Source organism: Streptomyces sp. B8-7 (assembly GCF_058833805.1).
This window is the reverse complement of record NZ_JBYRRL010000002.1, coordinates 1,442,178-1,467,318: the sequence shown is the minus strand read 5'-3', so window position 1 is coordinate 1,467,318 and position 25,141 is coordinate 1,442,178. Positions and strand designations below refer to the sequence as shown.

Annotated in this window: 19 protein-coding genes; 6 read left to right on the top strand and 13 right to left on the bottom strand. The window is 73.8% G+C overall.

Annotated features, from left to right (window positions below):
* Positions 1–12: 12 nt before the first annotated feature.
* From AC5K6T_RS14995 to AC5K6T_RS14980, 4 genes are all read right to left on the bottom strand, one after another.
* Positions 13–942 carry an endo-beta-N-acetylglucosaminidase H gene (locus AC5K6T_RS14995; protein WP_493209168.1) on the bottom strand — a complete coding sequence of 310 codons (930 nt, stop codon included), beginning with the start codon at positions 940–942 and terminating at the stop codon, positions 13–15.
* Positions 943–1,223: 281 nt separating this feature from the next.
* A complete protein-coding gene (sigJ, locus tag AC5K6T_RS14990) occupies positions 1,224–2,201 on the bottom strand; it encodes an RNA polymerase sigma factor SigJ (RefSeq protein WP_493209166.1) in 978 nt (325 codons plus the stop codon).
* Positions 2,202–2,256: 55 nt separating this feature from the next.
* On the bottom strand, positions 2,257–3,006 hold the full coding sequence (locus AC5K6T_RS14985) for an SDR family oxidoreductase (protein WP_493209165.1): 750 nt from the start codon (positions 3,004–3,006) through the stop codon (positions 2,257–2,259).
* 42 nt (positions 3,007–3,048) lie between these two features.
* Positions 3,049–3,498 (bottom strand): hypothetical protein, encoded by a 450-nt coding sequence (locus tag AC5K6T_RS14980; protein WP_493209163.1) that lies wholly within the window; start codon positions 3,496–3,498, stop codon positions 3,049–3,051.
* A 378-nt stretch (positions 3,499–3,876) separates the two neighbouring features.
* Between AC5K6T_RS14980 and AC5K6T_RS14975 the strand changes: the two genes are divergently transcribed.
* The 3 genes from AC5K6T_RS14975 (at position 3,877) to AC5K6T_RS14965 (ending at position 11,925) form a co-directional block, all read left to right on the top strand.
* Positions 3,877–7,581, top strand: coding sequence for an NACHT domain-containing protein (locus tag AC5K6T_RS14975; protein WP_493209161.1), 3,705 nt, complete (start codon positions 3,877–3,879; stop codon positions 7,579–7,581).
* A gap of 173 nt (positions 7,582–7,754) precedes the next feature.
* Complete coding sequence (locus AC5K6T_RS14970; protein WP_493209159.1) at positions 7,755–10,097, top strand: ATP-binding protein; 2,343 nt, start codon at positions 7,755–7,757, stop codon at positions 10,095–10,097.
* 523 nt (positions 10,098–10,620) lie between these two features.
* A complete protein-coding gene (locus AC5K6T_RS14965; RefSeq protein WP_493209158.1) occupies positions 10,621–11,925 on the top strand; it encodes an RICIN domain-containing protein in 1,305 nt (434 codons plus the stop codon).
* 87 nt (positions 11,926–12,012) lie between these two features.
* On the opposite strand, the gene AC5K6T_RS14960 is transcribed toward AC5K6T_RS14965, so the two are convergent.
* The 6 genes from AC5K6T_RS14960 to AC5K6T_RS14935 form a co-directional block, all read right to left on the bottom strand.
* A complete protein-coding gene (locus AC5K6T_RS14960) occupies positions 12,013–13,404 on the bottom strand; it encodes a Ni/Fe hydrogenase subunit alpha (RefSeq protein ID WP_493209156.1) in 1,392 nt (463 codons plus the stop codon).
* Positions 13,401–14,192 carry an NADH-quinone oxidoreductase subunit B family protein gene (locus AC5K6T_RS14955; RefSeq protein ID WP_493209154.1) on the bottom strand — a complete coding sequence of 264 codons (792 nt, stop codon included), beginning with the start codon at positions 14,190–14,192 and terminating at the stop codon, positions 13,401–13,403. The genes AC5K6T_RS14960 and AC5K6T_RS14955 overlap by 4 nt, the downstream gene beginning before the upstream one ends.
* A gap of 1 nt (position 14,193) precedes the next feature.
* Positions 14,194–15,000 carry an FAD/NAD(P)-binding protein gene (locus tag AC5K6T_RS14950; RefSeq protein WP_493209152.1) on the bottom strand — a complete coding sequence of 269 codons (807 nt, stop codon included), beginning with the start codon at positions 14,998–15,000 and terminating at the stop codon, positions 14,194–14,196.
* Positions 14,997–15,398, bottom strand: a complete 402-nt coding sequence (locus AC5K6T_RS14945; RefSeq protein WP_493209369.1) for a cyclic nucleotide-binding domain-containing protein — start codon at positions 15,396–15,398, stop codon at positions 14,997–14,999. The genes AC5K6T_RS14950 and AC5K6T_RS14945 overlap by 4 nt, the downstream gene beginning before the upstream one ends.
* A gap of 71 nt (positions 15,399–15,469) precedes the next feature.
* A complete protein-coding gene (locus tag AC5K6T_RS14940) occupies positions 15,470–16,639 on the bottom strand; it encodes a 4Fe-4S dicluster domain-containing protein (RefSeq protein WP_493209151.1) in 1,170 nt (389 codons plus the stop codon).
* Positions 16,640–16,842: 203 nt separating this feature from the next.
* Positions 16,843–17,364 (bottom strand): hydrogenase maturation protease, encoded by a 522-nt coding sequence (locus AC5K6T_RS14935; RefSeq protein WP_493209149.1) that lies wholly within the window; start codon positions 17,362–17,364, stop codon positions 16,843–16,845.
* 681 nt (positions 17,365–18,045) lie between these two features.
* Here AC5K6T_RS14935 and AC5K6T_RS14930 point away from each other — a divergent pair.
* Together AC5K6T_RS14930 and AC5K6T_RS14925 are read left to right on the top strand one after the other, a co-directional pair.
* Positions 18,046–18,729, top strand: a complete 684-nt coding sequence (locus AC5K6T_RS14930) for a CBS domain-containing protein (protein WP_493209147.1) — start codon at positions 18,046–18,048, stop codon at positions 18,727–18,729.
* Between the two features lie 535 nt (positions 18,730–19,264).
* Positions 19,265–19,939, top strand: coding sequence for a CBS domain-containing protein (locus tag AC5K6T_RS14925; RefSeq protein ID WP_493209145.1), 675 nt, complete (start codon positions 19,265–19,267; stop codon positions 19,937–19,939).
* 27 nt (positions 19,940–19,966) lie between these two features.
* Here AC5K6T_RS14925 and AC5K6T_RS14920 read toward each other — a convergent pair whose 3' ends face one another.
* Together AC5K6T_RS14920 and AC5K6T_RS14915 are read right to left on the bottom strand one after the other, a co-directional pair.
* Positions 19,967–20,278: a DUF1876 domain-containing protein gene (locus AC5K6T_RS14920; RefSeq protein WP_493209143.1), complete on the bottom strand. Its 312-nt coding sequence runs from the start codon at positions 20,276–20,278 to the stop codon at positions 19,967–19,969.
* Between the two features lie 270 nt (positions 20,279–20,548).
* Entirely contained in the window at positions 20,549–21,367 is an 819-nt protein-coding gene (locus AC5K6T_RS14915; protein WP_493209142.1) for a universal stress protein, read from the bottom strand.
* A 655-nt stretch (positions 21,368–22,022) separates the two neighbouring features.
* On the opposite strand from AC5K6T_RS14915, the gene AC5K6T_RS14910 reads away from it, so the two are divergent.
* The gene (locus tag AC5K6T_RS14910; protein WP_493209367.1) at positions 22,023–23,498 is read left to right on the top strand and encodes a bifunctional aminoglycoside phosphotransferase/ATP-binding protein; all 1,476 of its coding nucleotides are present in this window, start codon (positions 22,023–22,025) and stop codon (positions 23,496–23,498) included.
* 298 nt (positions 23,499–23,796) lie between these two features.
* Here the strand turns inward: AC5K6T_RS14910 and AC5K6T_RS14905 are convergent, their stop codons facing one another.
* Positions 23,797–24,717, bottom strand: coding sequence for a universal stress protein (locus tag AC5K6T_RS14905; RefSeq protein WP_493209140.1), 921 nt, complete (start codon positions 24,715–24,717; stop codon positions 23,797–23,799).
* Positions 24,718–25,141 lie beyond the last annotated feature (424 nt).

Sequence of the window (25,141 nt, the reverse complement as noted above, 5' to 3'; positions counted from 1 at the left end):
CGCGCGGGTGCCCTACGGCGTGTAGACGGCGTCACTGCCGTACAACTCCCTGGTGAACGCCGAGACGTCGGCACTGCGGTCGGAACCGTCGAGGTTGTACGTCAGATAGACGCCGTATCCCTCGGCGACGGTGCGGCGGGCGAGGTAGGCGGACGTGTTCCGTGAGGTGCGGCCGATCTCGACGGCCGCCGGAGACAGCTGCGCCTTGGGCAGTGCGACGCCGGGAACCTGCCAGGTGCCGTAGTACGGGTTCCAGGCGTAGTCGAACGCGGAGGAGATGTCGACGCCGTCGTAGGACAGGCGCGAGGCGGCCGGGCCGATGTTGTAGAGGCTGATGATCTTGTCCGGCATGTTCGCCCGCAGCGCCGTCACCAGGTGCACGAACGAGCTGTCGTTGGGCTGGGCCGTGCCGTTGTTGCCGTACTCGGCGTACTCGTCGTCGAAGTCGACGCCGTCGAGACCGTACCGGGCCACGGCGTCCGACATCTCCCGCGCGAACGCCGAAGCCGCCTGCTGGGACGTGAAGTTGGCGAACCCTGCACCCTGATGGTTGCCGAGCACCGAGAGCACCACCTTGATGCCCTGCTGCTGCAACGGCCGTATCTGCGTGGCCGCGTCGTCGAGGACGCGCTGCACGTTCTCGTTGAAGTACAGGTACGCCGACTTCGTGCTCGTGTCGTAGTTGATGTTCGCCGCGAAGATCACGGCGATGTCGAAGGCGTTGCCACCGCCCTCGGCGAGCGTGTACTTGCCGACGTTGAGGATGCTGTTGCTGTTCACCTCGACGTAGGCCACCGAGGTCGGCCCCGGCTCGGCGGGCGTGGGGGCCGGCTCGGCGGGCGTGGGGGCTGCTGTCGCCCCGGTCGCGCCGAAGGCGAGAGCCGTGACGGCCGAGAGCGCGAGCACGGCCGCCCGCGCTCTGTTCCGTACCAGAATGAACATCGTCGGTCGATCTCCCATCGTGTGGCCGGCGCCCGGTTCGTTCGCGCGTGCCGAGCGGGCTCCGCGAGCCTTGACCGCTGCGACCGGGCGCCGTGAACCGTGAGCGGACTCTTCACCACTTCCCCGCGGGACTCACCACAACCTCCTTTTCACACAGGTGAGTTGCCCGGAGCGACAGGAGCGGCGAGGAGCCGGGGCCGCGGCCGCCCCGGCGCCGTGGCGCACCGGGTGCCGGTGCGCCACGGTGCCGGGCGGGCTGTGCGGCAGCGTGTCGCCGGTGCTCAGTTCCGGGCCGTCGACGGCTCGGGCCCGCGGTCCTCGTTCCAGGTGTACAGCTTGTCGGGGTTCACCATCATCCACAGACGCGTGATCAGGCCGTCCGTCACGTCGATCGCGACGACGGCGACGGTCGTACCGCCGTCGGTGCGGACCGCGAGGCCCGGCAGGCCGTTGACCGTCGTCTCGGCCAGCTCCACGCCGGGGTCCTTGCGGAGCAGCCCCGACACCAGCCGGGCCACCTTGTCGCTGCCCACGACCGGGCGCAGGGACGCGCGCACCTTGCCGCCGCCGTCGGAGTGCGACTGCACCGCGGGATCGAGCAGTGTGACGAGTGTGTCGAAGTCGCCGGTCTCACACGCCTCGCGGAAGGCGGAGACGACACGGCGGTGCCGGGCGGGCGGGTCGTTGCGCGGGCGTGCTGCGTGCAGGCGGCGCCGGGCCGAGGAGGCGAGCTGCCGGCACGCGGCCGGGGTGCGTCCGACCGTGCCGGCGATGTCGTCGAAGGGCACCCCGAACACGTCGTGCAGGACGAACGCGACCCGCTCGGCGGGGGTCATCGTCTCCAGTACGACGAGCATGCCCACGCTGATCGACTCGTCCAGCGTCACCCGGTCCGCCGGATCCTGCGAGCCGCCGCGGCCTCCGCCGGCGCTGCTCCACCGCGGGCTGTCCCGTACCGGCTCGGGCAGCCACTCGCCGACGTAGCGCTCGCGGCGGGCCCGGGCCGAGGTGAGCTGGTCCAGGCAGATCCGCCCGGCCACCCGGGTCAGCCAGGCGAGCGGCGATCTCACGGCCTTCTGCTCGTGCTCGGGCAGCGCGTACCAGCGGGAGTACGTCTCCTGGACGGCGTCCTCCGCGTCCTGCACGGTGCCGAGCATCCGGTAGCAGAGGCTGATCAGCGTGTGCCGTTCGGCGAAGAGGGACCGCAGGGTGACGGTCCCGTCGGGGCCGCCGGGCGCCGGGGCGTCGGGTGAGGTCATGGCGTTCCTGGAGAAGGGGCGGGCAGGGGTCCGGACCTGATCATCGGGCATCGTGTCACTCCGGGGCAGTGTCGTCGAGCCACTGGTCGAAGGTCTGCGTGCCGCGGGGCCCGGCCCCGGCGGGGAGCAGGGCGCCGCCGGTCATGGCCGCTCCGGCGGCGCCGGGGAGCCTGACCGGGATGAGCAGCCGATGCCGTGCCCGGGCGCGCCGCAGACGGCGCGCCATGTCGACGAGCTGTTCCTCCCGCGGCCCGGCGAGCTCCGGCGCCTCCTGTCGCGCGGGACCGGTCGCCACCTCGACGAGCCGACGGGCGACTTCGCGGGCGGCGACGGGCCGGCAGCGCATCCGGGGCACGAAGGCGAGGGGGCCGGGTACCTGGCCGAGCACCTGCCCGGCGAACTCGTGGAACTGGGTGGCGCGCAGCACGGTCCAGGGGATCCGGCTGTCCCGGACGAGCTGTTCCTGGTGGAGTTTGGCGCGGTAGTAGCCGTAGCCGGGGACTCGGTCGACGCCCACGATGGACAGCGTCACATGGTGCCGGACGCCGGCCTTCTCCCCGGCGGCCAGCAGCCGGCGGCCGGCGGTGTCGAAGAACGCGGTGGCGGTCTTCTCCCTCATACTCGTCACGTTGGTCACGTCGATGACCGAATCCACGCCGGCGAGGGCCGCGTCCAGCCCGCTGCCCGTGAGGAGGTCCACGCCGCGGCTCCGCGCGATGGTGACCGGTTCGTGTCCGGCGGCTGCGACGGCGTCGACCACGTGACGTCCGACAAGTCCGGTTCCGCCGGCGATTGCGATGCGCATGATGTCCGTTCCTTGGTCCGAGCGATGGTTCTGCGGTGTGGTTCAGCCGCCGGTGCGCGTGGGCCTCCGCGGCGCGGGTACCGGTGCGGACGCTGCCGGGATCAGCAGAGCTGCCGAGACCAGCATCAGGGCCCCGAGGCCGACCACGTTGAGGATCTTGTCCGTGGTGCCGTACACGTGCAGGTGCAGCATGTGGTAGGTGAGGTGCAGGGTGTTGAAGACGAGCCACGCCAACCCGGTCGTCTGCACCAGGCGGTTGCTGTCCACGGCACGCAGAGCGGAGGCGGTCAGGGCGGCCAGCGCCAGGTAGAGGGCGCCCGTGTCCTTGGCGAGGTGCTCGTTGTACGGGCCCAGTGGGGGCAGCCACCTGCGGCCGAGGCCGGGGAAGGCCTCGTACCACTGCTCGGGGAAGAAGTAGGCCCAGACGCCCACGTACAGACCCGTCCCGACGAGTGCGACGAGGGCGGCCTGCCTCAGCGATTTCACCTTCATGCCTTCCTGACGACGCGGCGCTCATCCGTGTGAGGTGCGGTGACGCAGATCACGGCGGGTACGCCGGGTGCGCGGCGCGCCGGCCGTCGGCCGGGCCTCCCGCCCGGCGCGGCGGCGGAGCCGCGAACCGTCCGGGCGCCGGTGCCGGGACGCACCCGCGGTCCGCCCGCCCCCGCCGGACGGTGTGCGACGTCGTGCCCTGCCCGGTGGCGGGGCCGGTCGAGGGCTGGTAGCTGTGGAAGGAGGGGACACCTCCACCTGAACATCGCGCACCCGGAGGAGTCGGTACGGCCGTGCACGGCCTGGAAGGCTGATCGGTTCCCCCTTCCCGCGCCAGCAAACGCCCATCTCCGGCTGTGAATGTACGGAGTGGTGGTCATGCCGCAGGTTCTTCACCCGCCCAAAGTCAAGATCGTCACAGGTCCGCCGGAGGCCGGCTTTCTCCGGGAGGCGCGGGCACGGGTGCGGCGGCCGTTCGCCGCCCTCCGGTGGCGTCTGCGCACCTGGTGGCTGGTCCACCGGGGCGTCACCCACGCCAGACGGTGGTGGAACCCCTTCTGGCACACCATGCTGATCCTCCTCTTCTGGGCTCTCGCTCTGGCGCTCGCGGCGTGGACGGTCAGGGGTGTGCTCATCGCGTTCTTCTTCAACGAACCGCCCCCTCCCGGATGGCTTGCGCCCTGGGGGTTCGACCCGGACGCAGCGTGCAGCCGTGTCGGCACCTCGTGCGGAGCCGTCACCGGTGTGGTGATGCCGGTGCTCCTGCTGGGGACCTCGACGTTGGGGTTCCTGGCCTGGCGGCTGTGGCGGATCCGCCGGTTCGCCACGCGTCGGGCGAGGACGGAGCCCAGCCGCTTCGTGCAGACCGCGGGCAGTCTCATGGACGAGGTGGTCGGTCGCGACCAGCTCTGCAACGCGATCATGAACAACCTGCGGGACAGAAGGGCCCGGCGTCCCCACGTCGTCGTCGGCAACGTCGGGACGGGCAAGACGGCGCTCCTGGTCCGTCTCACCGAGAAGCTGGCCGCCAAGGGGGCCGTGCCGGTCCCGGTACGGCTGCGCGACGCCCAGGACGTGCTGGACTTCCACGACCTGGCGTACCGGCGCTTCGGCGACATCGTGCGGCCGAAGGTCCGGTCCGGGGCCGAGGCGGACCGGATCTGGCAGTGGCTCCGGCAGCGGGCGGACAAGATCGTGGTCCTCGCGGACGGCTTGGAGGAGGCCCTCAACCACCCCGGTGTGCGGGGCCAGCGCGACAACCTGATCCGTGAGGCGATCCGCAGGGCGGACGAGGACGGACTGCCGGTGGTCATCGCCTCCCGGCCCCACGACCCGCTGCGCGGGATGCAGTCCGCCATCTCGGAGCTCGAGCCGCTGAGCGTCGAGGCGGCGCTGCAGTACATCGCCCGCGGCGGCACCTGGCGCTCCGACCCGACGCTGCTCGACCGGGTCGTGGAGGTCGCCAACATGGCGGAGTCCCCTCTGTACCTGCAGATCGCCAAGGACCTGCACAGCAGGGATCTGCTGGAGCCGCTGTGGACGGGGGACGGGGTGGAGCCCATGCTGCACGACAGCTGGGCGTTGCGCGCGGATCTGCTGAAGCACTGGGTCTACGCGCTGGTCGACGGGGACGTCCACCCCGAACTGCCGATCGACCGTGACACGAGGCAGGCGGTGGTGGAGTACGTCTCCGCGCTGGCCTGCATCGGCCTGACCTCGGACCGCGCCGACGTGGAGCTGCTGGAACTCGCCCCCTCCGCGGCCGCGGGCCGTAACGACGGGCCAGGCAACGGCGGCAGCGAGGCACGGCCCGCCTCGAACGAGGAATGGAACAGACGGGTCGCGGGGAATCTCGACAAACAGATGGGCGAGCTGCAGTGGACGCCCCGGCTGCCGGAGCCGGACTGCGGCAGGCGGGACGGTCCCGGCGGCTCTCCGCCTTCGGGGGGCGGGCACAGCGGTGGCGGGAACGGACACCGGGAGGGCCCCCGGATCGACGTGCGGCTCGCCGCGACCTGGGGCAAGCGGATGGGGCTGGTGGAGCAGGACGGGGAGAAGGTCCGCTTCCAGCACAGCATCATGCAGGCCTACCTCGGCTCCCGGTTCCTGCCGGAGGTGCTCGACGAGGTGAGCGAGCAGTCGGCGGGCCGTTCGGGCCGGCACGGTGCAGGGCGGGCCGCGGACGGGCGGCCGGACCAGCCGGAGCACCGGCTCACCACAGCGCTGCACAACGGCGGACGGGAACTCCTCATCGCCCTCACGCTGTACTCGCGCTCGAAGATCGGGCAGCAGGAGCTCTGCGACGGCGGTCACGATCGTGTGGAGGCGCCCGGGACGTGTCCGGTCTTCACCATGCGCAAGCTGTTGGAGGAGGAGGCCGCGGCGCTGCTGGACGCAGCGGACGACACGGAGAAGGCGAGCAGCCGATGGGGTGCACGCGGCTCCGCCCCCGAGGTCCCCGACGACCGGGGCAGTCCCCGCCTGCGGGCGCTGGAGATCTACGGCACCGCCGTGGAGATCGACAGCGTCGAAACCGATCCCGAGCAGCACGCTCTCCTCAAGACGGTCAAGGACAACTGGAAACGCCTCGGACGGGGCGAGGATCCGGCACGGCTCCGCGAGGCGAAACTCACCTTCGTGGGCCAGTGCGGAGCGACGGCACGTCGTGTGGCCGCCCTTCCCGGTCGTGCCCGCATCCCGCAGGCCTACCGGTACCTGGCCGAGATCTGCCCCTGCGAACCGGACTACCGGGTGCGCGCCGCGATGGTGAAGGAGGTGGGCGCCGGCGGCGAGCCCGCGTACCGGGCGCTGTGCGCCTGCCTCGGCAGACCCCGCTCCGTGGTCGCCCCCGAACGTCCGTGCGGCGATGGTGAGCCGGAGCAGGCCGATGCGGACGGAGCCGAGGAGGAACTGCGGAGGAGGAAGCGAGCCGAGCAGCGGGCGGCCGAGGAGGAGGCCCTGCTGGAGAAGCAGAACTGGCACTGCAACACGATGGGCGCCTGGCTCCTCCCCCTGCTCGTCGACTCCGCCATGATGTCGCGTCACCTCGGCAGCCCGCGCGACGATCTGGAGACGTGGGTCCATGTCGCGACCCACGAGGCCGGGCCCGGCTCCCCGATGAACGACGACCCGGCCGGCGCCTCCAGCGGCCTGGGCGTGGCGCTGGCCCAGGGCTTCAAGTACGCGGCCAACCGGCGGCTCGGCCCGCAGTCCGACAGGCAGGCCCGGGAGTTCCTGGCCAAGCAGGCCGAGGAGCTCCTCAAGCGCAGCACCTTCTGGTACACCCGTCTGACGCTGCTGCATGCCCTGACCCTCTGGGCCCTCCCCGACGACGTCAACGCAGACCAGCCGATCCGCGGGCACGGGGCGGATCCCAAGGGCCAGGTCGAGGAGTGGCTCGCGCTGGACGACGGGGAGAGTGAGCATCCGCTGGTGACGGCGGCCGGCCGGCTGGCGGTCCGCGCGCTGCAGTCCCGGCGCCCCGAGCGGTTCCTGTGGATCGACGAGGCCGGCGTGGCCTCCGCGGTCGGCACCGAGGTCGGCCTTCCCGGGGAGCAGCGGGCCCACAACCTCTGGATCCCGCCGTCGACCGGGTGGAGCACCCTGGATCCCATGGCCCAGCAGTTGCTGGCGGACGTACTCCTGCTGATGGTGCTCGGTGAGCGGGGATACCGGCCGAAGGACCTGTTCCGCATCCTGGACCACTGTTCCCGGGAGCGGACGCAGATCCCGTCCTGTATGAAGAGGGACCGCACCCGGCTGGACCCCGTACGGGGGGCGGAGCACACCTTGCAGCCCGGGTCCAACTGCACGGACGAGTGCCGGCTCAGGTTGTGCCCCTACCCGGCCAAGGTGGAGTACCTGAGGGCGGAGTTCAGCGAGGTCTTCTGCCTGCACCAGCGCGACCTGCTGCGGGGATGGCAGCCCCGGGCATGGATCTACCTGCGGTTCCGGCGGGAAGCCCGGTGGCAGCGGAAGGTGCCGGTCGCCGGTATGCGCCGGTTCTGGGACCAGATGGCCGACCGGGCACGGGACGCAAGACCCGACGGCGCGGACTCCACGCGCCGACGCGTCCCCATGTGACCTGTCAGGCTCCGACTAGGCGGTGCCGTCCAGCAGTTGGGCGCGGACGCCGCCGCGGGTGCCAGATCGGCCGCCTGACGGGAGGTCGTGCGGCGGCGCTGCGGCACGGCGTCGCCGCCGGGGCTACCCTGCCTGTCACACGGTCCGGTTGCGGGAGGGGAGGGGCCGCGGTCATGCGCCACGAGCACGGTGTCGGTCTCCCGGCGGAGTCGACGAGCTTCGTCGGGCGTCGCCATGAGATCGAGCAGGCCCGCGGGATGCTGTCACGGACCCGGCTGCTGACCCTGACCGGCCCCGGGGGCATCGGCAAGACGCGGCTCGCCCTGCGTCTTGCGGACCGGGTGCGCCGTGCCTTTCCCGACGCGGTCCGGCTGGCCGACCTCGCGGCCGCGGACGACGAGGAGGGTCTCGCCCACACCGTCCTGGCGGCCTTCGGGTGGGAGGACGCCGGAGGCCCGGCGGCGGAGGCGTTGGCCGGCCGTCTCGGCCGGCGGCGGGCCCTGCTCGTGCTGGACAACTGCGAGCATCTGCTGGCCGGGTGCGCGGCGCTCGTTCGTACGCTCCTGCGGGCCGCGCCCGGGCTGCAGATCATCGCGACCAGCAGACAGGCGCTCGGAGTGAGCGGGGAGTGCGTGCTGCCCGTGCCGCCGCTCGCAGCGCCCCGGCCCGGACCCGCCGGAACCCACACGGTCCTGCAGGGCGGGGCGCTGCAGTTGTTCGCCGAACGGGCCGCCGCCGTGCTCGGCGAGTTCGCCCCGAGCCCCGCCGAGGCCACCGCCGCGGCGATGATCTGCCATCGCCTCGACGGGATCCCCCTGGCCGTGGAGATGGCCGCCGCGCGCCTGCGCGTGCTCAGCTGCGAGCAGGTCCTGGAACGCCTGGAGGACCGGTTCCGCCTGCTCACCGGCGGCTGCCGGGGTGCCCTGCCGCGTCAGCGGACCCTGCGGGCCACGCTGGAGTGGAGCTTCGACCTGTGCACGCCCGAGGAGCAGTTGCTGTGGGCTCGGCTGTCCGTGTTTCCCGGAAGTTTCGACCTTGAGGCGGTGGAGGCGGTGTGCGCGTTCCCGCCCGTCGCCCGCGAGGAGGTTCTGGACCTGGTGGCGGGGCTGGCGGACAAGTCGGTCCTGTCCCGCGAACAGCTTCCGCACCGGGTGCGCTACCGCATGCTCGACACCCTGCGGCACTACGGGAGGCTTCGGACACGGGCCGCCGAGGAGGAGCAGACCGTCCGCCGTCGGCACCGCGACCACTACCACGCGCTCGCCCTGCAGGCCGATGACGCGTGGTTCAGCGCCGACCAGGCCTTGTGGTCGGCCCGCCTGCACGGTGAACGCCCCAACCTCCGCACAGCCATGCGGTTCTGCCTCGACGAGGCGGCGCAGACCTCTGCCGGCCTGGAGATGGCAGCGGCCCTGTGGAGCCACCGCCTGGGCGCCGGGGGTCTGGCCGAGGAGCGCCGCTGGCTGTCACAGGCCCTGGAGTCGGCCGAGGTCCCGACCATGGCCAGGGCCAAGGCCGTCTGGGCGGACGGCTGGCTCGCCCTGCTGTGCGGTGACCCGGCCACCGCCCACGCCCGGGTCGCCGAGTGCCGGGTCCTCGCCGAGCGCCTGGGCGATCAGGCCTTCCTGGCCCACGCCGACCAGCTCACCGGTCTGGCAGCGCTCTTCGAGGACGACTTCACCCGCGCGCGGCCCCTCCTGGACAAGGCTCTGAGCGGATACCGCGCCTGCGGCGATCTCGCCGGTCAGTGGACCACTCTCTTCCTGGTGAGCCTGGTGTCGTGCCTGGGCCAGGAGCCGTGCGCAGAGCGGCTGGCCCAGGAGTGCCTGACCATGTGCGACACCCACGAGGCCCGGTGGTCGCGGCCCTACGCGCTGTGGGTCCTCGGTCTCCACCACTGGCTGCGCAAGGACACCGGTGAAGCGGTCCGGCTGCTTCGCGAAGGGCTGCGTGCCACCGTGCCGGCCCACAACCGGCTGGCCCTGGCGCAGTGCCTGGAAGTACTCGCCTGGGCCAGAGCCCGTGAGGGCCACCACGCCGAGGCCGCCGAACTCCTGGGCGCCGCGCACGGCGCCTGGGAACGGGTGGGGGCCAGCCTCCCCGGCATCGGCCGTCTGCTGCACCACCGCACCGCGTGCGAGCAGGTGCTGGCGGAGCACCTCGGCCAGAAGCGGTTCGCCGCACTTCAGCAGTCGGGAAGCGCGCTGAGCGCCGAGCAGGCCCTGGCCCGGGCCCTCCACGACACCTCTGGAGCGGTGCCGCAGGGCGCAGACCGGTCGGCGGCGTCCGACCGCACGCCCGGCACGCCGGCGACCTCCCTCACGCCCCGCGAGCAGCAGGTCGCCGTCCTGCTCGCCGAGGGTCTGACCGACCGGCAGATCGCCGCCCGTCTGGTGGTGTCGGTGCGCACGGCGCAGGGACACGTACAGCGGATCCTGCGCAAGCTCGGCTTCACCTCCCGCGCCCAGGCCGCCGCGTGGGCCCGCACCCCGGCGGCGGATCCGCCGCGCCCGTAGGCCGGCCGGAGCCGGGACACGTCCACCGGTCCGGGCGGCAGCCGCCGGCAGACGCCCGACGTACCGGCCACGGCCGGTGTCCGCCTCCGGCGCGCCCGGCCGCCGACGCGATCGGGTACGGCAACCGCCCGGCGGGGCCGCTGTGGCGGCCGGGCGGCGACGAACCCGCGCGAAGCCCACATCGCCCCGCCGCCCCGGACCGTCCCGCCCGCGGCGCGCTCCCCGGACGCCGGGGCCCGGCCGCCGCATCCGGGCACCCGCGTTGCCGCCGGGCAACGCAGGTACCCCCGCAGGTACTTCTCCCCTGTGCCGCTCCCCCGCCGCCCGGAGATGCTTCGCCGACGCGCTCCTCCAGGCACCCGGGAACCGACCGGGAGCCCGAGGGGCGGCCGCGAAACCGACTGAACAGCGATCGCCGTCCCCGCAAGCGGTGGTCCGCGCGCCCGGCGTCGCAGGACGCGGGCAGCCCGGCCACGGCAGTGCCCGGTACGGCACCCACGGCAGGCCGCAAAGGAAGACACACATGCACACCATCACAGCCCTGGGGGTCCTTCCGGACCGAAGGCGGCGCACGGCACGGACCCGGCACCTCACTGTACTGTCGATCATCCTCACCGTGATCGTCTCGGTCCTGACGGCCGGTACGTCACCCGCGCAGGCGCGGTCGGGCTGGGCCGGCTGGACCTCACACCGGTGCGAGCTCGACGCCACCGGCACGGCGCACGACTGCGTCTTCACGGCGGCCACCGACCGCGACACCACCGGCCTGGTGATGGACGTGCTCGAGGACAGCGACCGGACCGGCTCCTGGCTCAACGCCTATCCCCTCAACAACGGCTCCAACCAGACGTTCTCGCTGCGCCCCAAGGGCGACGGAAGCTTCCAGATCAGGACCTCCCGCGGCCTGTGCCTGATGCCCGGCTGGTGGGACGCGACGTGGCGGCTGCGCCCCGTGGAGCAGCAGCGCTGCGACGGCTCCGAGAAGTGGCAGTACTGGTACTTCGAGCCGGGCCCGGCCAAGGACGCGAGCCCCTCGTTCATGATCCGTAACGCGGCCGACGGCCAGTGCGTGGACGTGGCCTGGCGCGCACTCACCGCCCGATGGCTGAACATGTGGCCCTGCCACGGCGGCGACAACCAGCTGTGGGGCAGCCGCTTCTCCGGCGGCGGCGCCGGCTTCACCACCGACTGGGCGGCCGAGTACGCGCTGACGAGGTGCGACGCCGACGTGGCCGCACACGCGGCGAACCCCTACTGCAGCTACCGCCAGACCCAGGCCGCGGTGACCGGGAACGACGCCGAGGTCGCCCTGTGCCTGGTGGCCCAGCACACCGGTGCGGACATCCCCTCCACCACGGTCGACTACAAGGTGACCACCAGCACCTCGACCATCACGACCGACTCCATCGCCAACGGGACCAAGGAGACCGTGGCGGTCAAGCTCGGTTCCTCCACCGACTTCTTCCACATCGACCTGACCGCCGAGGTGTCACAGCTCATCACCCACTCGGTCCAGACGGGCACGACGCACACCGAGGAGAAGACCTACCGCGCGGTGGTGCCGGCAGCGCCCGCCCACTCCACGACCTGGGTGAAGGCGTACCCCGTCACCAAGACGTACACGGGCAGGTTCGTCTTCGCCAAGGGCAGCTGGGACGAGTGGACCTACGACACCGACGCGGAGATCACGGTCACCTACCCCGCGGGATCCGGCGGCACCATGATGTACGACTCCGGCGTCACACCGGACCGGTTCGACCCCGGCACCGGACGCTGGCACCCCCGGCCGGCCTGCACCAGCGACGGACCGACCCTCGGCATGACCTGAATCGCCGTCCGCAGGCCGATCACGGGGCGTGCCTCCTCGCCGGTCCGGCGCCCCGTGGACGCCGGCCGGCCCTGCCGGGGCCTTCCGTCACGGATCCCGGGAGGGTGACGCGGTCCGCTCGACGTCGAGCTCCAGGAAGTGGGCCGAGCACGAGATGCACGGGTCGTGGTTGCGGATCGCCCGCTCGCACAGCAGGGTGAGCTCGGCCTCGGAGTCCTCTCCGCGGTCGAGCCCGGCCTGGACCAGACGGCGCAGGTCGTCCTCGATGGCGCCCTGGTTCTGTGCCGTCGGGGGGACGAGGCGGGCGTCGGTGACGCGGCCCTCCGCGTCGAGTGCGTAGCGATGGTAGAGCAGGCCGCGAGGCGCCTCCGTGGCACCGTGCCCGACGCCGGCCCGGGCGGGCACGTCCACGTGAGGACGGGGCGGACGCTCGTAGGCGGCGATGATCCTCAGTGCCTCCTCCACGGCGTACAGGACCTCCACGGCGCGGACGAGGATGCTGCGGTAGGGGTTTCTGCAGACCTCGCCCCGTCCGGCGCCCGCTTCCCGCGGGCTCAGCGGGGGATCGCCCAGTCCGGCCTCCCGGGCCGCTTCCCGGGCCGTCGGGGAGAGCAGGTGCCCGCTGAGGGCGTAGCGGGCGAGGGACCCGGTGAGATGCCGTCGGCCGTCGAGGCGGGAGTGCAGGGCGGTGGAGTGCGGCACCTGCTCCTCGGTGACGCGGCGGGAGAAGTCCCGGAGGGGGAAGCCGCCCGGCGCGAGTGCCGGGTCGTACGGGAGCACGGCCGGTACGCCGGACTCGATGGCGTAGGTGCCGGGCTCGGCGAGGGCCAGCAGGTCGACGGCGCACTCGGCGTCGGGGAAGTCGAAGCCCGCGACCCACCGCACGGTGTCCCAGGCGTCGTCCAGGGCGGTGCGCAGACGCTCCGCCAGCGGGCGGAGTCCGGCGCGGGTCGGGGTGCGGTGGAAGCCGCCGAGGCGCACGTTGACGGGGTGGATCGCGCGTCCGCCGAGCAGTTCGATCACGGCGTTGCCGGTCTGTTTCAGCCGCAGTCCGCGCTCGACGTGCGCACGGTGGGAGCGGGAGAGGCCCACCACGTCGTCGTGGCCGAGGAAGTCCGGGGCGTGCAGCAGGTGGATGTGCAGCGTCTGGCTCTCGATCCACTCGCCGCAGTACAGCAGGCGGCGCAGGGCGGCGAGCTGGCCGTCGACGGTGACGCCGCACGCGTCCTCGACGGCCCGGCAGGCGCTCAGCTGGTAGGCGACCGGGCAGATCCCGCAGATGCGGGAGGTGAGGTCGGGGGGCTCGGTGTGGGCGCGGCCCCTGAGGAACGCCTCGAAGAACCGCGGGGGTTCGTAGATGCCGAGCCGGGCCTCGGTGACGGTGCCGTCGTGGATCCGCAGGTGCAGCGCGGTCTCGCCCTCCACGCGGGTGAGGGCGGGGATGCGCAGGACCCGGGACCGGGTCGCGGGCTCGCTCATCCGGGTCCTTCCTCCTCGACGGCGGTGAAGGCGGTCACGTTGAAGGTGTGCAGGAACCTGCCGACGTCCTCGTCGCTCATCCCGTCGCGGTGCAGCAGCGGCACCAGCGCGGGGAGGTTCGTCGTACCGGCCGGTCCGAAGCAGCCGTAGCACCCGCGCCCGTAGGTCGGGCACAGGGCTCCGCAGCCCGCGTGGGTCACCGGGCCCAGGCACGGTGTGCCGTGGGCGACGGTGACGCAGACGTTGCCGCGCTGCTTGCAGGCGAAGCAGACGGCGTGGTTCGGGATGCCGGGTTTCCGTCCGGCGAGGAAGGCGGTGATGACCTCGATGAGCTGGCCGCGGTCGACGGGGCAGCCGCGCAGCTCGAAGTCGACGGGTACGTGGGCGGAGATCGGGGTGGAGGTCGCGAGGGTCTCGATGTAGTCGGGGCGGGCGTAGACCGTGGCCAGGTACCCCTCGACGTCGGCGTAGTTGCGCAGCGCCTGGACGCCCCCGGCCGTCGCGCAGGCGCCGATGGTGACGAGGTGGCGGGAGTCGGCGCGGACGCGCCGGATGCGTTCCAGGTGCTCGGGGGTGCTCACCGACCCCTCGACGAGCGCGAGGTCGTACGGGCCGGGCGCGATCGTACTGGACGCCTCCGGGAAGTGGGCGATCTCCAGTTCGTGGGCGATGCCGAGCAGTTCGTCCTCGCAGTCGAGAAGGGTGAGCTGGCAGCCGTCGCACGAGGCGAACTTGAACACGCCGAGCCGGGGGCGGGAGGGCGTTCGAGGTGTGGCGGGGGTGGTCATCTCACAGTTCCCGTACGGTGAGCAGGGGCTCGGCCAGGTCGTGGCCGACGACCGGGCCGTCGCGGCAGAGCAGCAGGGGCCCCAGCTGGCAGTGCCCGCAGTGGCCGGTGGCGCAGCGCATGTTGCGTTCGAGGGAGAGCTGGATGCGGTCGGGGCGCACCCCTCGGTGGATCAGGGCACGGGCGGCCGCGCGGATCATCACCTCGGGGCCGCAGACGAAGGCGGTGGTGTCCGCCGGGATGAACGCGGCTTCGCCGAGCAGCGTGGTGACGACTCCGACCCGGCCGGTCCACCCGGCGGAGGGCCGGTCGACCGTGGCGGCGCCGAACGGGCGCCGCCAGGCGGGGAACTCGTCCTGGTAGAGGAGATCCCCGGGGGTCCGGGCACCGGCGAGGACGTTCAGCCGCCCGTACGCCTGCGGCTCGGCGAGGACGGCCTCGATGAGCGGACGCAGCGGGGCGAGTCCGATGCCTCCGGCGAGGACGAGCAGGTCGTGGCCGTGGGCGGCGGCCGTGTCCCAGCCGTTGCCGAAGGGGCCGCGCACCCCCACCGAGGCACCCGTCTCGACCTCGCACAGGGCGCGCGAGACGGCCCCGACGGCGCGCACCGTGTGCTCCAGGCGCCGGCCGCCGGGGAGCCGGGAGACGGACACGGGGATCTCGCCGACGCCGAAGGCGTACACCATCGCGAACTGCCCGGGCGCGAAGGGGGCCGGCGGCTCCCCGACCGGCTCCAGTGTGAGGGTGACCGTGTCGCGGGTCTCCTGCCGGCGGTGCACGACGCGGTGGGGAAGCGGAGTGAGGGTCATGGCGTCGGTCCGCTCTCCTTCGGCCCGTACAGGTCGAGCAGCCGGGTCCGGGTCGCTCTCAACCGCTCTCCGATGGTCCCGGCGACGGCGGTGACCAGAGCCAGGCCCAGTGCGGGGTGTTCGGCGCACAGGTCGCGTACCGCGGCCGCGTCGAACTCCCAGGCGCGCACGGGGTCGCGGGTCCCGGCGCCGAGATGCCACTGCCTGGGCGGGCACAGCCACGACCAGCCGAGCAGGCCGCCCGGGCCGACCGTCTCCACGACGGCGGGCCCGCGGCCGGGCACCTGCACGTCGAGCGCGACCGTTCCGGTGCGGATGATCCAGAAGCGGTCGGCGTTCCCGCCCTCCTCGAAGATGCGTGCGGCACCGGGGAAGGCCGCGTCCCGGGCGAGGGACATCAGCCGTGCGCGGTGTTCCGCGGGGAGTGCGGCGAGCAGGTCCCCCCGCTCGGGCCCGTCCGTCCCCCGGCTCACGGGGCGGCCCGGTCCTGCCGCGCCTCCCGGTGCAGGGCGTGGGCCTCCTCGGTGAGGTCGATGCCGGTGGGGCACCAGACGATGCACCGGCCGCAGCCGACGCAGCCGGAGCTGTCGAACTGGTCGTGCCAGGTGCCGATCTTGTGGGTGAGCCACTGGCGGTAGCGGCTGCGCGGGGTGGCCCGGACCGGACCGCCGTGCAGGAGCGAGAAGTCCAGGTCGTAGCAGGAGTCCCAGCGGCGCCAGCGTTCGGCGTGGTCACCGGTCAGGTCGGTCACGTCCTCGGTGGTCGTGCAGAAGCACGTGGGGCACACCATGGTGCAGTTGCCGCAGCTCAGGCACCGGGAGGTGACATCGTCCCAGCGTTCCGCCTCCAGGGTGTCCCGCATGAGCCCGCGCAGGTCCACCGGCGGCATGGACCGGCCCATGCGTTCCGCGGCCCCGCCGACGGCGGTGACCGCCGCCGTCCGGGTGGGCTCGTCGGCGCGGCGGTGCGGAAGTTCCGCGAGCACCGCGACGCCCTCCTCGCTCCCGCTGCGGCACCAGAAGCGGTGGCCGGCGGTGTCGGTCACCTCGGTGAGGGCGAGGTCGTACCCGGCGTCGGCGGCCGGCCCCGTCCCCATCGACACGCAGAAGCAGGTGGCACCCGGCTCGGTGCACTCCACCGCGATCAGGAAGGCACCCGTCCGCCGGGAGAGGTAGGCCGGATCCCGGTACCGGCCGCCGCTCATCACGCGGTCCAGGATCTGGATGGCCCGCAGGTCGCAGGGCCGCACGCCGAGGAACGCGTACGAGACGCGCCGGGGGTTCTCCTCGCGCACGGTCAGTGCGCCGCCGGGATGACGGTCCGCGGTCCACTGACGGACGCGTTCGGGGTGGAGGAACGACTTCCACGACTGCGGCCCCGCACTGTGCGCGAACGCGGCCCCGTCCGCACGCCGGCGGACCCGGTAGCGCCCCGCCTCCAGCTCGACCCCCCAGCCGTACGGCAGCGCCTGCGCGGATTCGAGCTCGTCGAGCACGATCGCGCCGTCGCGCACGGTGGGGCCGATCACCGTACGGCCCCGGCGCTTCAGGACACTCACCAGCGCGTCCAGACCGTCCCGGTCCAGCACCGCCTCGACTCCGTCGTGGGAGACCGCCTCGGCGTCTGAAGTATCGGTCATCCGCTGCCCTCGGCCTTCCCGCCGCCCGGCCCCGGGACGACGGGCAGGGGCTTGAGCCACAGTCCTCGTACGGGGCCGTCCAGTGTGCACTCGGTCCCGGACAGGGTGTCAGGTGCACGGCCACCAGGGACGAAGCCGGGTCGGCGTGTCCCGTCAGGTGCACCGGTCCGGACGCGGCTGCCGCGGCGGCCGCCCGCCGGCTCTCACCCGGAGCGCGGGCCGCGTCCCGATGCCCCGCGGTGCCGCTCGACGTCCGCCTCCACCCGCCGGGCCAGGCGCGGCACCGCGCATGCCACCGCCGCGGTGAGCCCCGTCCCCGGCGAGCGGTCCGCCCCTTCGACCGCGTGGACGACGAGCCGCTCTGGGCGGCGCCCCAGGCTGTCGGCGAGGCGCAGCGCCTCACCGAGACCGAACCCGTGCGTACTGTGTCTCGCCGGCGCGGTGGCCCGCAGGACGCCGTCCGGGGCCGCACACCACCGGTGCGTTCGCCCCGGGTGTGCCGCGGGAGGGAAGCAGGCGTCGACGACGACTGCGAGGCCGGCGTTCTCCCAGAGTGCGATCAGCCGGCCGGGGTCCCCGTCGCACTGCGCGAACACGGTATCCGGAGTCTGCGGACGCCGGGCGGCCCGCTCCCTCAGCAGCGCGACCACGGCCCACCCGACCCCGTCGTCCCGCCGGAACTCGTTTCCCATCCCGATGACCACCGCACCGCCGAACGGCCTCATCCGCCTGCTCCTCACTCCGGCGCACCGGCGCACCGGCGCGCGGGTCGCGTTCGGGTGCGCTGTCAGGGACCAGGGTGCCCGCCGCCCCGAAGGCCGGCGGGCGACGACGCGCGGGCCCGCCGGGAGGCGGGAAGGACCGCGCCGTGGGGCGCCCGGGTTCCCGTCCGGCACGACGCCGGAGCACCACGCCCGGGGTCGCGGCCGCGGCCGTGGCGGGCGGTGTACGGGCGCGCGCCGGTCTGCGGGGTTCCGCCCGTGGGAGGAGGAGCGCCGACCCGCGGTCCCGCGCGGGCCGGCGGCACCGCGAAGGGCGTCTCGCGGCGGCCGCACGGGAAGGCGGCGGGAGCGGACCGGCTCCGGGAGCGGGCCTGCGTCCCGGTTGCACCGCACCCGTTTGCGGCGATCGTGGAACCACGGCCCGGGGAACACGGCCCGGGGAACACGGCCCGGGGAACACGGCGCCGAGGAGCTCTCTCGCCGGCCGAGGCCGCCGGCCGCGCGCCCGCGGGTGCGATGCGGCGGCGGACCGGAACAGGTGGGCCGGGGACCGGCGCCGGACGGCGAGCCGTGCACCGGTGCCACCGGCGTGACCGCCCGTCGGCCCGGGTGCGCCCGCCCGGCCCGTACCCGCCCCGCGGCGCGGGCGAGGCGCCCCGACGAGACAGGACGAGGTGGCAGGACATGCCCATCACCCCGCACATCGTCAGCGATGTGATGACCCGGACGGTCGTGGCCGTGGCACGCGACACGCCCTTCAAGGAGATCGTCCGGACCATGGAGCGACGGGGAGTCGGTGCCGTGCCGGTCCTGGAGGGCGAGGGGCGCGTCATCGGCGTCGTCTCCGAAGCCGACCTGCTGCCCAAGGAGGAGTTCCGCGACAGCGGCCCGGACCTCCACGCGGAGCGGCGACGGCTCTCCGACGTCGCCAAGGCCGCCGCCGTGACGGCGGCGGAACTGATGAGCACCCCCGCCGTCACCGTCCCCCCCGACGTCACCCTGGCCCGGGCGGCCAGGACCATGGCCGTCCGGCACGTCAAGCGGCTGCCGGTGGTCGACGGCGAGGGCATGCTCCAGGGCATCGTCAGCCGCGCCGATCTGCTCAAGGTCTTCCTGCGGCCGGACGAGGACATCGAGGAGGAGGTCCGGCGCACCGTGGTGTCCTACCTCTTCCCGGAGTCCAGCCACGCCCTCCACGTCCGCGTGCACGAGGGAGTCGTCACCCTGCGCGGGCACATCCGCGACACCTCGCTCGTCCCCGTCGCCGTGCGCCTCGTGCGTGCCGTGGAGGGGGTCGTGGCCGTCGAGCCCCGCCTCACCGGCGAGACCGCCGCCGCAGCCGGACCGGGGAAGCCCTCACGCCGGTAGGCCGAAGGGCCGGGCCCGGACGGGGAGGGTCCGCCCCGCGGCGGTGGACGCGGGGCACACGGCGGCTGCGCGCTCCCGGGCCGCGGGGGTACGCGGCCCCGGCCCACCCGGTCGGCCCCCGGGCGGCCGGGGAGACCGGGTGCGCGCCGGAGCCGTGCTCCGGCGAGGGGGGCGGCTGTGTGCGGGCCCCGGCGGACGGGCGCCACGTCGTCCCGGTCCGGCCGGCACACGTCTCAGGGCGGCGTGCCGTCCGCATGGCGGAGTCCCACGATCTCGCCGTCGCGCCTGGTGGCACCCGGGGAAGGGCCTTCGACCGACGCGTCGGTCGCCGAGTCGGGCTCGCATGATCGCCGGCGTTTCCCGAGAATGCTGCTGTAGCCCGGCGTGCCACGCACGAGGTGGCCACGCGCGAGATGAGGCATCCGGTGATCCGGGCCGGCCCGACAGCACCCGGCCGGCCGGACCGCCGGACCGCGGCTCGAAGGCGGGTCCAGCACCTGCACGACCGGGTGTCCACCAGGAACGGAGAGGCGACATGCAGCACCGTACGGTCGCAGACCTCATGACCCGGGACGTCGTGCGGGCGCGGCGCGACATGCCGTTCAAGGAGATCGTCAGGCTGCTCGCGGAGAACGGCGTCACCGCCGTGCCCGTGGTCGACGAACTCGACCGTCCCCTGGGCGTGGTGTCCGAGGCGGACCTGCTGCGCAAGTCCTCCGCCCAGGCCGACCCGTCCGGCCTGACACCGGTCCCCCACCTGGAGGAATGGGAACGTGCCAAGGCCGAGGGCGCGAGGGCGGAGGAGCTGATGTCGGCTCCCGCCGTGTGCGCGCGCCCCGAATGGACCGTGATCGAGGTGGCTCGCCTCATGGCGGACCACCACGTCAAGCGACTGCCCGTGGTGGACGAGGCGGACCGGCTGCGCGGCATCGTGAGCCGCGGGGACCTGTTGAGGATCTTCCTGCGCCGGGACGACGCCATCCGCGACGAGATCACCGGCGACGTACTGCGCGGAACGCTCGGGCCTGCCGCCTCGGCGGTGACGGCCGAGGTGCGCGAGGGGCGGGTGGTCCTGGGCGGATCGGTCGACAGCGGGGCCCTGATCCCGGTGATCGAGCGGCTGTGCCGGAGTGTGGACGGCGTGGTCTCGGTCTCCGGGCGCGTCGCGTCCCCGGCCGACGGCTCCGGCGTGTCCCGCGACGGCGCCTGAGCCCCGCCTCTCGGGCACGTCCTCCGCTTATCCTCCTGGTGTCTGATCCGGCAGCGGCCAGCCGGTCTCCCATCGGGTGCCCCGCCCGGCCGGGGGCGCGGCCCCGCCCCGGATGTCGCGCTCCGCGACGTCCACCAGCTGCCGGCCGAGGTCGTGCATCGCCCTGCCCGCCGCCAGTTCGTCACCGATCTCCGGCACGTCCGTGTCGGCGGGGTTGCGGTGTGCGGCGCCGTGCCCGGTGAGCTTCGTGGTGCCGGTGTCCAGCACCACACGCGCCCTGGTCGTGTTCTCCTCCCCGAAGAGATGGAGGCGGACCTTCCATTCGACGGTGCGCGACATGGCGTTCCTCCTCGTCCCGGTGCGGAGCGGGGTGGTCCGGACCGGATGTGCTCGGCTCGGGGGTTCGCCGGCCGGTGTCCGGGGCCCCGCTGCTCCGCCCCCGTGTCGCCGGACCGGGGGCGGAGGAAGGGTGGGCCTCCGCCGGTCACCGCCGGCCCCCACCCCGCCTCATCCGCCCCTCACTCTCCTGTCCGCTCATCCACATCCGCTCATGTCCGCTCACGCTCGCTCATGTCCGCTCATGTTCACTCACACGGAACGAGTGCCCGCTCACGTCCGGGGCACGAGCGCGACCGGGCACGGCGCGTGATGCAGCACCGCGTGATTGACCAGACCCAGCTGCAGACCGACGAAGCCATGCCGCCTGCGGGCTCCGACGACGAGCAGATCAGCGTCGGCCGCCGCTTCCAGGAGCGCCCGTCGCGCCGAGCCCTCCACCGCCTCGCTGCGCACCGGCACGTCCCGATACCGCTCCGCGGAGTCCCGCAGCGCCTCGGCAAGCACCTCGGCCGGCGGGCGTCGCAGAGCCTGGAGAGCGTATCCGGACAGGCCCGGAGGCCCTGGGTTCCCGACCGGGACACTCCAGGCGTGCACCGCCACCAGCCGGCAGCGTCGCACGTGCGCCTCGCGGAAGGCGAACTCCACGGCCGAGGCGCTGCCCTCCCCCTCCTCGACGCCGACGACGATGCTCCCGAACCGGCTGCCGCGGTGCTCCACCCCGCCGCGCACCACGACGACCGGGCAGGCGGCGTGGGCCGCGACGGCCAGGCTGACCGAGCCCAGGAGCATCCCGGCGAGGTCTCCGAGTCCCCGGGACCCGAGCACCAGCGCGAAGGCGTCACGCCCCTGGCCGGCCAGGGCGGTCGCCGCGTCCTCGTGGAGCACCTCGCTCGACAGCCGAACGGTGGGAGCCCCCCGGCCGGCCCGTTCCGAAGCCGCGTCGATCACGTCGGACGCCTCGCGGTCCCCGACCGCCGCGTGCAGGAGACGGAGCGGCACCCCGTGCCGGACCGCCTCACCGGCGGCCCAGTCCACCGCCTCCAGGCTCGGCTGAGACCCGTCGACACCGACCACCAGGGGAATCGTCACCGCTCCCGTCTCCTCTCCGTGCCGGGTTCCGCGCGTGCCGGGTTCCGCTCGTGCCGGGTTCCGCTCGTGCCGGGTTCAGCGCGCACCGGATCCGCTCGCACCGCGCTCCGCGCCTGTGGTCCCTCCGCATCAGGTCCACATGCGCCGAGGGAGGGACTGGGGTACTCCTCGAATGAGAGAACGCACCTCCCGGCAGGCCGACGCCGTCCGGACCTCCACGCCACCGGACGCGTACGCCGTCGTCCACCGTCGTCCACAGTCGTCCACCGTCGCTTCCAGCTTCCTACGAGACGGAGCCCGCCGCCATGGAGCCAGTCGTCACCCCGGGCCCCGGGGGCTCGCCCGAGAGCGTTGCCGCGGCCGGCCGGGCCCGCAGGCCGGGCCGGACGGCGCAGGCTCCCCCCGCGCCGGATGCGGGCCGCCGAGGACAGCGGGCCGCCGGTCGCCGGCGGACGCGAGCATCGTCCAGGTCCGGCGCCGCTCCTGGGTCCGGTGGCCCAGACCGGCGCTCCTCACCCGTGCCGGCCCGTCGCCCTCGTCCGACATGACCGACAAGGACTTCCGCGGGGCACCGGCCCGGTCGGCGCCGCCGGACGAGGCGTACGCACCGCCGTCCGGCACCCGGCGGGACGACCCGCCGCCGGCCCGTGCGCAGGTGTGCGAGACGCACACCGCGATCGTGTTCTTCGCCGGTGACCGCGCCTACAAGATCAAGAAGCCGGTCGATCTGGGCTTCCTGGACTACGCCACCGTGTCGGCCCGCCGGGCCGCGTGCGAGCGCGAAGTCGCTCTCAACCGGCGCTTCGCCCCCGATGTCTACCTGGGCCTGGGAGAGATCCGCAGCCCCGGTGCCGCGGAGGCCGAACCGATGGTGGTGATGCGCCGCATGCCCGCGGACCGCCGCCTCTCCCGGCTGGTGCGGGAAGGGGCGGCCGTCGACGAGGTACTGCGGACCGTCGCCCGGCACCTCGCCGCATGGCACGCGGACGCGCCCCACGGCCGGGACGTGGCCGAGCAGGGCACGCGGGACGCCCTGTCCGCACGCTGGGAAGCCGGCTTCGCGCAGGTCCACGCGCTGGCCGAGGACGGCTTCGTGCCCGACGGGGTCACGGAGGCCGAGCGGCTCGTGCGCCGCTACCTCGCCGGCCGCAAGAAGCTGTTCGACGCCCGCATCGAGCAGGGGCGGGTGGTCGACGGCCACGGCGACCTGCTCGCCGAGGACGTCTTCTGCCTCGACGACGGGCCCCGCGTGCTGGACTGCCTGGAGTTCGACGACCGGCTCCGCTACGTCGACGGTCTCGACGACGCCGCCTTCCTCGCCATGGACCTGGAACAGCTCGGCGCCCCGCAGGCGGCGGCGTACTTCCTCGCCCGGTACAGCGAGTACTCCGGCGACCCCGCGCCCTCCTCCCTGTGGCACCACTATGTGGCCTACCGTGCCTTCGTCCGCGCCAAGGTCTCCCTGATCCAGGCACGCCAGGGCGCGCCGGGCGCGGAGACGGCCTCGCGGCGGCTGCTGGCGGCGACGCTGAGCCACCTGCGCACGTCCGCCATCGGGCTGACCCTCGTCGGCGGGCTGCCGGGCAGCGGGAAGTCCACTCTCTCCGGAGCCCTGGCCGACCGGCTGGGAGTGACGCTGCTCAGCAGCGACCGCCTCCGCAAGGAACTGGCGGGCATCCCCGCGGAGCAGCCCGCGGCGGCCGGCTACGGCGAGGGGCTGTACACACCCGAGTGGACCGCCAGGACCTACGCCACCCTGCTCGACCGCGCCGCCGCCCTGCTGTCCTGCGGCGAGTCCGTCGTCCTGGACGCCACCTGGTCCGACGCGGCACAGCGTGACGCGGCCCTGCGGCTGGCCCGGCGCACCAGCGCCGACCTGGTGGCCCTGCACTGCCATGTGCCGGGCGACGTGTCAGCGGCCCGCCTGTCCACGCGTGGCGCCGGACCGTCCGACGCCGGGCCGGACACCGCCACCGCCATGGCCGCCCGTGAACCGCCGTGGCCCGAGGCCGTCGCGGTGGACACCGGCGGCCCGCTGGAGTCCGCGGTCACCCAGGCCCTGGCAGCCGTGCGCCCGTGGGGCGGCGGCCAGGCCCCGGTCTTCCGCCGCTCCCGCCGGGAACCGGACTAGAACCGGACTGGACCCGGACCAGACCTGGGCTGGACTCGGGCTGGACTCGGACTGGAAGGCGCACGGCCGCGGGCTGCCGCGAGCACCGGTCGCCGCGCCGCGCGTGGCACCGTGGTGAGCCGCCGCCCGACGGGCGCCGGACGGGCCGGACGGGCCGGACGGGCCGGACGCCGGAGACGGGTCCCCGTACCGGAAGGGCGCGGAACGGAGCCCGACGCGACACCGGTCCCTTCGCGGGCCGAGCCCACCGCCGGCCGAGGCGGCCGTCCGGGACGGGATCCCGCGCCGCTGCCCCGTCTCACGCCGGAACAACGATGACGGGGCAGTCGGCGTGATGCAGCACGCCCTGGCTCACCGAGCCCAGCAGCATGCCGGTGAACCCTCCACGCCCCCGGGTTCCCACGACCAGGCCCAGGGCGTGTTCCGAAGCCTCCGCGAGCACCTGCACCGGGTGGCCGCTGACGACCTCCTCGTGCAGGTCCACCTCCGGGTGCGTCGCGGTTCGACCCGCGACCGCCTCCGACAGCACACGGCGGCACTCCTGCACCGCGGCGTCCTCGTCCAGCACACCGAGGAGCGGCGGATGTCTCACGTACAGGGCCCTCAGGACCGCTCCCCGCAGGGCCGCCTCCTCGAAGGCCACATCCACCGCGGCAGCCGAGTGCGGACTGCCGTCGACGCCGACCACGAGGTACGCGGGCTCCCGGGTGGCGGGCTCCCGCTCCGGCTCCGGCTCCCGCTCCCGCTCCCGCTCCGGCTCCGGCTCCGGCTCCGGTACGACGACGACCGGGCAGGAAGCATGAGCGGTGAGCGGCAGCGCCACCGAGTCCAAGGAGAACAACTCGCGCCGTCTGCTGAGGCGCCAGGATCCCACCACGACCAGCACGGCCCTCCGCGCCTCCTCCCGCAGGACCCAGGCAGGCTCCCCTTCGGCCAGCAGCGTCGACACCTCCACATCGGGCCACCGGGACTCGACCAGGCCGGCCGCCTCCTTGAGCGCCTCGTCACCCGAAGCGTGCAGCGCCTGGTTCCACTGCTCCCAGGACGGCCGCACCTCACCCGACCGGTACCCGCGGGTGGGTACGCCCTGGGCGAGGACGAGCCGGAGCGGCAGGCCACGCCGGTCCGCCTCGTCGGCGGCCCAGGCCAGCGCCAGCCGCTTCGCAGGATCGGGGTCGACGCCCACCACGACCGGCCTGCGCCCGTCCGCACCCGTCATGACGCCTCCAGGAGGTCTCCGCGCCGCCCGTCCGCTCGTCGTCCTTCCAGCCTGACCCCTGCCGTCCCGCCCCGCCACGTCACTCGATCGCGGGCCCGGTGCGCCACGCCGCAACGCGGCACCGGGCCGTCCACCGGCCGGCCGTCTTCGTCGGTGACACCGCGGAACGGATGCACCGCACCGACCCCCGTGCCGCAGGCCGCGCACACCTCGGCCTCGTCGTGGGCACCGGACTGCGGGGGCGGCGCATCGGCACCCGGCTCAGCTCAGCACACGCTCACCGTCTCGACCAGGGCCCGGGGCCTGACGCCGCGGTGCTCCACGGAGCCGTCGAACCTCGCGGCCCGACGGGTCATCCGCCGCGCCGGACATCCAAGCGTCCACCGTGTCTTCCGCACCGCCACGGTGCCGCGGCGGTAGACAC

Bases quoted from the DNA above. Each gene is read 5' to 3' on its own strand.
- AC5K6T_RS14995 (WP_493209168.1), bottom strand. From the start codon at position 942: ATGTTCATTCTGGTACGGAACAGAGCGCGGGCGGCCGTGCTCGCGCTC.
- sigJ (WP_493209166.1), bottom strand. From the start codon at position 2,201: ATGACCTCACCCGACGCCCCGGCGCCCGGCGGCCCCGACGGGACCGTC.
- AC5K6T_RS14985 (WP_493209165.1), bottom strand. From the start codon at position 3,006: ATGCGCATCGCAATCGCCGGCGGAACCGGACTTGTCGGACGTCACGTG.
- AC5K6T_RS14980 (WP_493209163.1), bottom strand. From the start codon at position 3,498: ATGAAGGTGAAATCGCTGAGGCAGGCCGCCCTCGTCGCACTCGTCGGG.
- AC5K6T_RS14975 (WP_493209161.1), top strand. From the start codon at position 3,877: ATGCCGCAGGTTCTTCACCCGCCCAAAGTCAAGATCGTCACAGGTCCG.
- AC5K6T_RS14970 (WP_493209159.1), top strand. From the start codon at position 7,755: ATGCGCCACGAGCACGGTGTCGGTCTCCCGGCGGAGTCGACGAGCTTC.
- AC5K6T_RS14965 (WP_493209158.1), top strand. From the start codon at position 10,621: ATGCACACCATCACAGCCCTGGGGGTCCTTCCGGACCGAAGGCGGCGC.
- AC5K6T_RS14960 (WP_493209156.1), bottom strand. From the start codon at position 13,404: ATGAGCGAGCCCGCGACCCGGTCCCGGGTCCTGCGCATCCCCGCCCTC.
- AC5K6T_RS14955 (WP_493209154.1), bottom strand. From the start codon at position 14,192: ATGACCACCCCCGCCACACCTCGAACGCCCTCCCGCCCCCGGCTCGGC.
- AC5K6T_RS14950 (WP_493209152.1), bottom strand. From the start codon at position 15,000: ATGACCCTCACTCCGCTTCCCCACCGCGTCGTGCACCGCCGGCAGGAG.
- AC5K6T_RS14945 (WP_493209369.1), bottom strand. From the start codon at position 15,398: ATGTCCCTCGCCCGGGACGCGGCCTTCCCCGGTGCCGCACGCATCTTC.
- AC5K6T_RS14940 (WP_493209151.1), bottom strand. From the start codon at position 16,639: ATGACCGATACTTCAGACGCCGAGGCGGTCTCCCACGACGGAGTCGAG.
- AC5K6T_RS14935 (WP_493209149.1), bottom strand. From the start codon at position 17,364: ATGAGGCCGTTCGGCGGTGCGGTGGTCATCGGGATGGGAAACGAGTTC.
- AC5K6T_RS14930 (WP_493209147.1), top strand. From the start codon at position 18,046: ATGCCCATCACCCCGCACATCGTCAGCGATGTGATGACCCGGACGGTC.
- AC5K6T_RS14925 (WP_493209145.1), top strand. From the start codon at position 19,265: ATGCAGCACCGTACGGTCGCAGACCTCATGACCCGGGACGTCGTGCGG.
- AC5K6T_RS14920 (WP_493209143.1), bottom strand. From the start codon at position 20,278: ATGTCGCGCACCGTCGAATGGAAGGTCCGCCTCCATCTCTTCGGGGAG.
- AC5K6T_RS14905 (WP_493209140.1), bottom strand. From the start codon at position 24,717: ATGACGGGTGCGGACGGGCGCAGGCCGGTCGTGGTGGGCGTCGACCCC.